Genomic DNA, 9,305 nt, shown 5'->3' on the forward strand with positions numbered 1-9,305 from the left:
CTCTTCCGGCTTGTGCTTCTTCTGTCCCATTCTCGTGTCCTCCAGCGGCTCAAAAGCCTACTTCACGGAGGGCCACTTTTCAGGGGGCAGGCCAGTCGACGCGGCGGCCATCGCACCAAAGGCGAAGTGCGCTACTCGCATCGGACCGTCACCGTTGCCGCATAATTGCCGTCGATGAAGGAGTCGCCGCCAGACTTCGTACCCGTTAGATTGATGTCGACGTTGCGCGTACCGGCTCCGGTCATAAGCGTCGAGACACCGGTCTCGGTAACGGTCTGAGCGCCGCTCATCGAGTAAGTCGGGTTCCAAGCCGTCGTGGTCGTGTCGCTGGCCGGGGTGGTCGCGGACGATACAGCGTCAAGGCTGACGCGCACGCCTCCCGTGGTCGTGATGTCGACCTTGGCTGGCGACCCACCGGGGTTCTTCGAGCTAAGGTTGTTCAGTGCCCCGTTTGTCGTCAGCGTTCCCGTACCGTTGACGACGTTGACCGAGCAGCTTGTGGCGACGGTACCGGTGAAGGTCACGGTCGCAGTCCCCGCATCGGCGTCTTGGGGCAGAACGCTGCCCAAGCCCACAATCACGAAAAGTGCATGCTTGAGGCGGACCATTTTTTCTTCTCGCAAGAATTTGATGCCTGCGCGATTTCTCCGCTTGGTTGCATGTCTGAAACTTGCGGTCGTGCCACCTTACGGTCAGGTACGCTGAGTATTAACAGGCCGAGAAAGCCGGGAAATACAGGCTTCGTAGGACCATATCCTTCGAACTGCGTTGTTCTGACGCATAACGAAAAACATTACGGCCGGTCAAACAACGAAACATGCTCGACAGGCTCAGGTTTCCAGCATCCAAGCTACGACCCTATCGCCAGATGGCACTCCGAGACAGGCGTTAGAATGCCTGCCGAACCGGTAGATCACCGTTTGGAGTATAATTGACACCCCAAGGCGGCTCGATACGTTACTTCAATCGCGCCGATCTCTGCCCGAAGGAAGCGCGAAGACCCGCCCGGTAATTGATACTCCCGGGCGGGTCGCCTGTTCGGGAGGGGTTGACGCTTAGACAGGATGCCCGGACCTTCCTGGGCATCGCGTGGTGCTCCACCTAGCTCGGCGCGAAGGCCCGCTCGGTCGGTGACGACATCACCTCGAGCGGGCCGCCATTTTAGCTGTAGGGGACTCTAGGTCGGCTACCGGCAGCTACCGACCCTTCACAGTCGTACGAGCGGTCTAAGCGGCTTTCTTGGAAGCAGACATCGCGAGCTTCCGCCGATTGCAGGGTCGCCGTTTCAACCCGAGTATCCGCGAATTTTGTCTTAGAATTCGAATTCGCAGTGACGCCCGCCTCAACGCAGGTTGGGGCGGGCGTTCTAGCTTGACAATCGGTTTGCGCGGACCCGATCTCGCGTTTATCTTCAGATCATCGCGAAGTCGGACGTAAGGATCTGGACGTTATCGGCCGAGAACGATGAGACGTTCAGGGTGGTGATCGCCACCGGGCCCTGACCTCCGGAGCCATCGGCATCCCAGAACAGCGTCTTGGACGTCGAGTTGAACAGGAACTGGCCGTGGCCACTGGCGGTCGACGTGTTGGTCGTGCCCGTTACCTGGGTGAACCAGTCCGCCGAGAGCTTGCCGTTGGCATCGATGCCCTGGCCTGATGAAAGCCCGAACTGGGATGCCATGAGGCCGATCTTGTCGCCTTGCGTTGCCGAGAAGTCCGTCACCGCATCGGCGGATGTCGAGCCGCCATTGCCGAACACGAAGATGTCGGCATCGAGACCGCCGGTCAGAACGTCCTTCCCCGCACCGCCAATGAGCGTATCGGCACCGGCACCGCCGATCAACGTGTCCGTGCCGGCTCCCCCGGTCAGCGTGTTGGCTGCGGCATTGCCGGTGAGCTTGTTGGCGAGCTCGTTGCCGGTGCCGTTGATGGCAGCGGTGCCGGTCAGCGTCAGGTTCTCGACAAAGCTGCCGAGCGTGAAGGACACGGACGCGTTGACCTGCTCGGTGCCACCCTCGTCGGTGCCGCTGGAGGTCGCCTCAATGACCTGGTCGCCGACATCGTCCACCGTGTAGGTGTCGCTGCCCGCACCGCCGTAAAGCTTGTCCGCTCCCGTGCCGCCGTCCAGGGCATCGTTGTCCGCGCCGCCGTAGAGCGTGTCGTTCTCGCTGCCGCCATAGAGCTTGTCGGCCCCTGCATCGCCGTAGAGCGTGTCGGCGCCACCGTTGCCGGTCAGGGTATCGGCACCGCCCCCCGCTGTGAGCGTATTGCCTGCCGAGTTGCCGATTAGCTTGTTGGCCAGATCGTTTCCGGTGCCGTCGATCGCCGCGGTGCCGACCAGGGACAGATTCTCCAGAAAGTCACCGAGCGCAGACGACACCGAGGTGTAGACTTGCTCGATGCCTCCCTCGTCGCTGCCGTCGGCTTTGGCCTCGATGACCCGATCGCCCAGATCATCGACCGTGTAGGTGTCATTGCCCGCTCCGCCGTAAAGCATGTCCGCGCCCCAGCCACCGTCCAGCATGTCGTTGTCCGCGCCGCCCTGAAGCAGATCGCTGCCTCCGCCGCCCAGCAAGATGTCGGCACCGCCGCCCCCCGTCAGCGTATTTGCAGCCGCATTGCCGATCAGTTTGTTGGCCAGATCGTTGCCGGTCCCATCGATGGCTGCTGTGCCGGCCAGCGTTAGATTCTCAACGAAGTTGCCGAGCGCGAAGGAGACCGTGGCATTGACCTGATCGATGCCTCCCTCGTCGGAGCCGTCAGCCCGCGCCTCGATGACCCGATCGCCGATATCCTCGACAAAGTAGGTGTCGTTGCCTGCGCCACCGGAGAGTGTATCGGCGCTACCGCCCCCATCCAGCGTATCGGCGCCCGCACCTCCGGACAGGACGTTTGTCGCCGAATTGCCGATTAGCTTGTTGGCGCTGTCGTTGCCCGTGCCGTTTGTCGCCGTCGTGCCCGTCAACGTGAGATTCTCGACAAAGCCTTCGAGGGTGAACGAAACGGAGGCGTTGACCTGATCGATGCCGCCTTCGTCCGAGCCGTCAGGCTTTACCTCGACCGCCCGATCGCCGAGGTCGTCGATCGTATAGGTGTCGTTGCCGGAGCCGCCATAAAGCAGGTCTGCGCCGGCACCGCCATCCATGAGGTCGTTGTCTGCGCCACCGTAGATCGTGTCGTTGTCCGCGCCACCGTAGAGCTTGTCCGCACCGGCATCGCCATGAAGCGTGTCGGCGCCGCTGTTGCCAGATAGGGTGTCGGCGCCGGCTCCGCCGCTTAGCGTGTTGCCCGCTGAGTTGCCCGTGATCCTGTTGGCAAGGTCGTTCCCCGTTCCGTTCAGCGCGTTGTCGCCGAACAGAATCAGTTCTTCGACGCCGTCCGTGAGGGTGTAGGACTTGAGATAGGACAGCGCGAGATCCTTCGTGCCCTCGTTCGCAGCTTCGATCACGACATCGCCGTCGTCCTCCACATAGAAGATATCGTTGCCTGCGCCTCCCAGCATCGTGTCGGCTCCTTCGCCGCCCTGAAACTGGTCATTCCCGTCTCCGCCGAGAAGACGATCATTGCCGTTAAACCCCCAGAGATTGTCGTTACCGCCACCTCCGCGGATCTCGTCGGCCGCAGCGGTGCCGAACAAGCTGTCTCGCCCATCCGTCCCCCCAATCACATTCAACTTCGGTGGGGCGCGCTCGAAGATTCCGGGCGCGATCTCGTTGAACGACCAATCCCCTTCGATCACGATCTGACCCGACGGACCGCCGAGGGTCGGGGACGAGATCGTCAGAACGGTTACGCCGTCCTGGTACTTGGTCGACATGAGACCCTTCAGCGATCCAAAGGCGGAAAGATCGAGCCGATCTTCCGCTTCGAGAACGATGCGCTCCGAAGTCAAAACGGCGGTCCCGCTCTTCGATAGATCGGAATACCCGGCGTAGCGGTAGGTATCGGCTCCGGTGCCGCCGTCCAGACGATCGTCGCCCTTGCCGCCTGTGATCGTGTCGTCACCGGCCCCACCAATAAGCACATCGGAGCCTGCCGATCCGGTCAGGCGATCTGCAAAGCCGCTGCCGACGAGGCCTTCGATATTGTTCAGCGTATCGGTGCCGGCTCCGAACGTGTTCTGGGCACTGCCCTGGATCGAAAGATCAACCGTCACGCCGGACGAGGCGTGCTCGTAGCTCGCAAAATCGCGACCCTGCACAATCGTCCCGTTGACGACCCCATCAATGCCGCCGTCGATGATATCGTCGCCGCCACCACCCTCCAGCGTGTCGTTCCCGGCTTCTCCGTAAAGTCGGTCGGTAAGAGATGTCGCGACCATCTGATCGTCGCCCGCATCAAGCTTGATGTTGACGCCATAGCTGTCCGCGGTCAGAGCGAAGCTTCCCATGTCGATGGTATTGGCTGCCGAGGTCCCATGAAGCGAGGAACCGCCGTAGGAGTCGATCTTCAATGTCTCGAAGCCCATCGCTGCGTCGAGCTGGTCAAGGGTCGCCGCCTTCAGAACCAAGGTGTCATGACCGGCACCGCCCTGAAGGTCCATGGCGCTTGTGCCGTTCAGCGTCACCACATCGTCGCCGTCGCCTGCATCGACACGATGCCGCTCGGTACCCGTGGTGGAATTGGATAGCGAGATCGTGTCGTTCCCGCTGCCGCCGGCAATCGACATCGCAGCGCCGCCGTTCACGATGATCGTATCGTTGTCGTCCCCGCCGTCCACGACACCGCCTGCCGTGGCATTGACCAATTCGATCCGGTCATTGCCCTGTCCACCATAGGCACTGTTCACGCCATCGCCGCCAGCATCGTACAGGGTGTCATTCCCGGCCCCCCCGTCGAGGCGGTCGTTACCGGCTCCGCCCGTCAGCGCGTCGTCACCCATGCCCCCCAGCAGAGTGTCGTGGCCGGCACCCCCGTTCAGGATGTCGCGCGCCGCGGTGCCCGTCACGCTGTCGGCACCGTCACCTGCGTCGACCGTGACGCCGCGGATCTGGCCGGCGCCATCGATGACAGGCTTCAACGCGGTCAAACCGCTGAAATCGAGACGGTTCGCCTCGGCCGTCCCGCTGATCCGAAAGTCGCCGTCGTAGCGCTCGAAGCCGTTGTCGGCCGAAAAGTCCGCGAACGTCGCGACGCGAACACTTAAGGTATCGAGCCCAACTCCGCCCTGCAGTTGCGCGATCGGCCCGCCTTCGTATGTGACAGTGTCGTCACCATCGCCCGCATCGATCTGAGCATTCGATCCAGGAGAGTAGACGGTTATCCGATCAGCACCTGTGCCCCCGAGCAGCGTATCGCTACCCTGGCTGTCCTGAATGACATCGTCGCCGGCTCCCCCATTGACCAGATCGTCTCCGAGCCCGCCGAAGAGCGTATCATTGCCCTCGCCGCCGGAGATCTCGTCGTTGCCTTCGAGACCGTAGATGGAGTCCGCGCCGGTGGTCCCGGTGAGAATGTCGCGATTGGTGGTTCCGTTGATGACGGCCATGGGATCAATCCTTGATTGGTGTACAGGCGTGCGATTGCGCCACGCAGGCAGCAGCGCGTTGAGTCGTTGGGTGGAATGAAAAGGGGCTGGTCGGATCAGGCGCCCGAAGGCGGCCTGCTAACGATCAGGATGGTGGTGGCGTCAAATGCGCTGCACGCCAGCCTTCAAATGCAGCAAAGGTCACATCCCAGCCGGGAAGCACCCTCATCCGAGAAACCCAGGCCATCACCGATGGCCAGGGTGAGAAGTCGAAGGCGATCAAGTCCGCCAAGGTAATGATGGCGACACCCAGGAAGTCGGCGATGGTGAGAACATCTCCCGCGACGAAGGCTTGAGCGGATAGCTGCCGGTCGAGAAGGGTCAAGTCCTTTGCGACATGCGGTCCGGCAAATGCTGCCATCTCCACAGTGGTACCTTCACTAAAGGCCCCAGCAAGGAAGCTGCGCGGATACACCGTCATCACATCGAGAAAAAGATGCAGATCCGTGCTGAACCAGCTGATCATCTCATCGACACGAGCTCGCTCTCGCGGCTCGGACGGATAGAGCGAGGGAGCAAATTGCCCGGCCAGGTAGCGCAGGATGGCGGCGCATTCCGTGAGGACAAAGCCCTCATCGACCTCGAGAGCGGGCACGAGGCCCTTCGGATTGATCGCGAGGTAGTCCTCACTGCGTTGCTCACCGCTCAGGATGTCGATGATCTGCAGTTCGATCGGCATCCTCATCGTCTCCACCATCAGGAGAACGGGACGCGACGTCGTCGAGATCGGATCGTAGTAGAGCTTCATGACAACGTCCTCCGTCAGTCCCGTCAGTCCGTCAGTGGCGTCGACTGGTGGACGCACGTAACGCGGCATGGCATCGTTCATCAAACACCATTCCTGCCGTTGAGTTATGCAAAAAGGGATAAGGCTAGAGGACTGGGATGACCTCCGCTTCGCTCTGTCCGTCGCGCAGGCGGGCACGACGTTGGGTGCCTCAAAGGTACTTCAGACGAGCCAGAGCACGGTCGTACGCCGGATCGCCGGGCTGGAAGCGCATCTCGGCTTCCCGCTGTTTGAGCGACGCGCTTCCGGTTACATTCCGACCGAGCATCTGCAGGCCCTTCTTCCGGCCATCGAAGCGGTGGCCAAGGCGACCCAAACCTTCGAGACCCTTGTCGACACCCGGCAGCGCAGTCTTACTGGAACACTGCGCTTTACTGCTCCGGAAGTTCTGATCTCCTATGTGCTGCCGCAAGTCCTGGCTCGCTTTCGCGAGACCTATCCTGCGGTGGGCTTGGAACTGATTGGAACAGACCGTGCCGTCGACCTCGCCGAGGGTGAAGCGGATGTCGCGCTGCGCGCCGGCTCGATACCCGCTGTCTCCGACCTCTTTGGCCGCCGCCTTGCGTATGACCGCATAGCCGTCGTCGCGAGCCGGGACTACGCGTCCCGTCACGGTCTGCCAGGGTCGGTCGAGGACCTTGCGAGGCATCAGGTGATCTGGGCCTCCTACGTTCCGCCCCGCCATCCCTTGGCGCTGTGGGTCAAAACCGCCGTACCCTCTTCCGCCATCGCGCTTCGGCCCGACACAGCGGTCGCGACCTTCGCAGCTATTCGCGCAGGGCTTGGTCTTGGCTTCTTCCACAGTTTCTTCGTGGATCGTGATCCCGAACTGGTCCGTGCGCCGATGGAGTTGCCGCTTGAGCCGAACGAGCTTTGGATCCTTGCCCACGAGCGGTCGAGGCAAAGCGCTCCGGTCCGGCAGTTCATGGCGTTCGTGTCGGCCTACGTGCTGGGCAGTAGTCCGGCAAATGCGAGGTCAGCCTAGATCGGCCGGTCGCCGATCACTTCACAGCTGGACCAAGGAACTCGATATCATGAGCCCGGCAGGCTGCGATGAGTTCGGCAATCTGCTCTTCGGTCGGCGCCGTTTGGGGTGGCAGTCCTTCCCGCTCCGCGGGTCGCGCCAAGCTGCGCACCATGTCTTCGAAACGGCCAGTGGTGAACGACAGGAAGCGCGCCTCATCTGACACGACGCGGAATGAATGCGGCACGCCCTTGGGAATCGTCAGAGCTTGGCCGGGCCTCATGGTATGGATCTCGTCGCGGATTTGCATCCGAACCTCCCCGTCGACAAAGTAGAAGCTCTCGTCTTCGCCATGGTGAGCATGGAGCGGTACGGCAAAGCCCGCCGCCATGTGATGCTCGATCAGGGTGATACCATCGGCGTTCTGCGTCTTGGACAGATGAATGGTCAGGCGGGCGGTGGTGAACCAGAGCTGGTCGGCCATTGGAGGATCTCATCAGTGCGGCTGCGATGTCCTTAGCTACTGACTGGGATCCGTTATGATAAGATCGATGATAGCGCATCACTGTATGAAAGATCGCTCATATGAAGACGACCGATCCGCTGGCCGGTGTGATGGCCTTCCTGGCGGTCGCCGAGAGTTCGAGCTTCACGAAGGCGGCGGAGAGCCTCGATATAGGACGGGCGACGGTGGGCGCCCAGATCCGCATGCTGGAAGAGCGGCTTGGCGTTCGATTGCTCCAGCGCTCCACCCGAGCCGTTTCGCTGACAGAAGCAGGGAAAGCGTATCGTGAAGCGTTGAATGGCCTGACCGACCAGGTCGGCGAGGCTGAACGGGTCGCAACAAGCCTACAGACGGAGAATGTCGGCCGTCTCAAGATCACGGCCTCACCGGATCTCGGACCGATCCACATCGCTCCGGTCATCGCCCGATACCTGAACGAGAACCCAGGCGTATCGATCGAACTTCAGCTATCCAATGGCATCGCCGACTTGATCGGGAATGGCTATGACTTGGCAATCCGCGGCGCCCTGGCGGTGGAGCCGACACTCATTGCCCGAAAGATCGGTGCGTCCGCGCTCAGTGTTAGCGCGTCACCAGACTATCTGGCGCGGTACGGTGCCCCCATGGATCCAAAGGATCTCATGGTGCATGCTTGCCTCCACTTCTCCGAGGTCCGATGGGGCCGGGTCTGGCGGTTCGAAAAGAATGGTGAAATCGCCAACGTCCCCATTCGGATTGCATTCGAGAACAACTCAGGCTCAACGCTTCTGGCGGCTGCCGTTGCAGGGGCAGGCATCGTGCTGCTGCCAGCATTCGTCGCCGGCCCCGCAATTCGCGATGGCGCTCTGGTACCAGTCCTCGCTGACTGGACACTACCGATCATACCATTGCAGGCTGCCTATCCGGCGAACCGGAACATCGCCCGGAAGGTACGGCGCTTCGTAGAGATGCTAGCGCAGGACTTCGCGTCGCACCTGGACCTAAGGTGAGCGCAGGCGGGTCTCAAACTCGTTCCACTGCACTCGTCCATCACCCGAGTTAGACGGCAGCTTTGCTCTGCTTCAGCCTATAAGCCGACCGTCTGGATACCACCCATCCCCAAATCAAAACGGCCGCCGTGGACACAAGAGCGGCCGTTCTGCATCGACCAACCGCAAGCGCGGCAGCAGCTAGACCTCAGTGCTCTCAGCCAATGTCAGCGCGTCCTCGACATCGACGCCGAGATACCGGACCGTGCTTTCGATCTTCGTATGGCCGAGCAGGATCTGCACCGCTCGCAGATTGCCGGTCGCCTTATAGATGATCGAGGCCTTCGTCCGTCGCAGTGAATGGGTGCCGTAGTCTTCCTTCCGCAGGCCGATCCCCGTCACCCATTCGTCGACGAGGCGAGCATACTGTCGTGTGCTCAAATGCGTTGAATGGTCCGTGCGACTGGGGAAGGCGAAATCATCGACCGTACCGCCTCGCCGCTCGAGCCATGCCTGCAAGCTCGAACGGGCTGCGTCGAGCAGTTCGAACTGGA

The 9,305-nt window shown here is 61.6% G+C and carries 7 protein-coding genes; 2 read left to right on the plus strand and 5 right to left on the minus strand.

Annotated elements, in window-relative coordinates:
- Positions 1-131: 131 nt before the first annotated feature.
- The 3 genes from BM175_RS22030 to BM175_RS22040 all read right to left on the minus strand — a co-directional run bounded on the left by BM175_RS22030 (position 132) and on the right by BM175_RS22040 (position 6,275).
- Positions 132-608 (minus strand): hypothetical protein, encoded by a 477-nt coding sequence (locus BM175_RS22030; protein WP_090966947.1) that lies wholly within the window; start codon positions 606-608, stop codon positions 132-134.
- A gap of 803 nt (positions 609-1,411) precedes the next feature.
- Positions 1,412-5,488 carry a beta strand repeat-containing protein gene (locus BM175_RS22035; protein WP_090966949.1) on the minus strand — a complete coding sequence of 1,359 codons (4,077 nt, stop codon included), beginning with the start codon at positions 5,486-5,488 and terminating at the stop codon, positions 1,412-1,414.
- Between the two features lie 124 nt (positions 5,489-5,612).
- The gene (locus tag BM175_RS22040; RefSeq protein ID WP_175526977.1) at positions 5,613-6,275 is read right to left on the minus strand and encodes a glutathione S-transferase family protein; all 663 of its coding nucleotides are present in this window, start codon (positions 6,273-6,275) and stop codon (positions 5,613-5,615) included.
- Positions 6,276-6,381: 106 nt separating this feature from the next.
- Between BM175_RS22040 and BM175_RS22045 the strand changes: the two genes are divergently transcribed.
- Complete coding sequence (locus tag BM175_RS22045; RefSeq protein WP_090966953.1) at positions 6,382-7,299, plus strand: LysR family transcriptional regulator; 918 nt, start codon at positions 6,382-6,384, stop codon at positions 7,297-7,299.
- A 16-nt stretch (positions 7,300-7,315) separates the two neighbouring features.
- Here the strand turns inward: BM175_RS22045 and BM175_RS22050 are convergent, their stop codons facing one another.
- On the minus strand, positions 7,316-7,762 hold the full coding sequence (locus tag BM175_RS22050) for a cupin domain-containing protein (protein WP_090966955.1): 447 nt from the start codon (positions 7,760-7,762) through the stop codon (positions 7,316-7,318).
- A 101-nt stretch (positions 7,763-7,863) separates the two neighbouring features.
- On the opposite strand from BM175_RS22050, the gene BM175_RS22055 reads away from it, so the two are divergent.
- Positions 7,864-8,772, plus strand: coding sequence for a LysR family transcriptional regulator (locus BM175_RS22055; RefSeq protein WP_090966957.1), 909 nt, complete (start codon positions 7,864-7,866; stop codon positions 8,770-8,772).
- A gap of 180 nt (positions 8,773-8,952) precedes the next feature.
- On the opposite strand, the gene BM175_RS22060 is transcribed toward BM175_RS22055, so the two are convergent.
- On the minus strand, positions 8,953-9,305 hold a 353-nt coding region (locus BM175_RS22060; RefSeq protein WP_175526978.1), incomplete at its 5' end, for a tyrosine-type recombinase/integrase.

The sequence above is a fragment of the Aureimonas phyllosphaerae genome, assembly GCF_900113065.1.
Classification (GTDB): Bacteria; Pseudomonadota; Alphaproteobacteria; order Rhizobiales; family Rhizobiaceae; genus Aureimonas; species Aureimonas phyllosphaerae.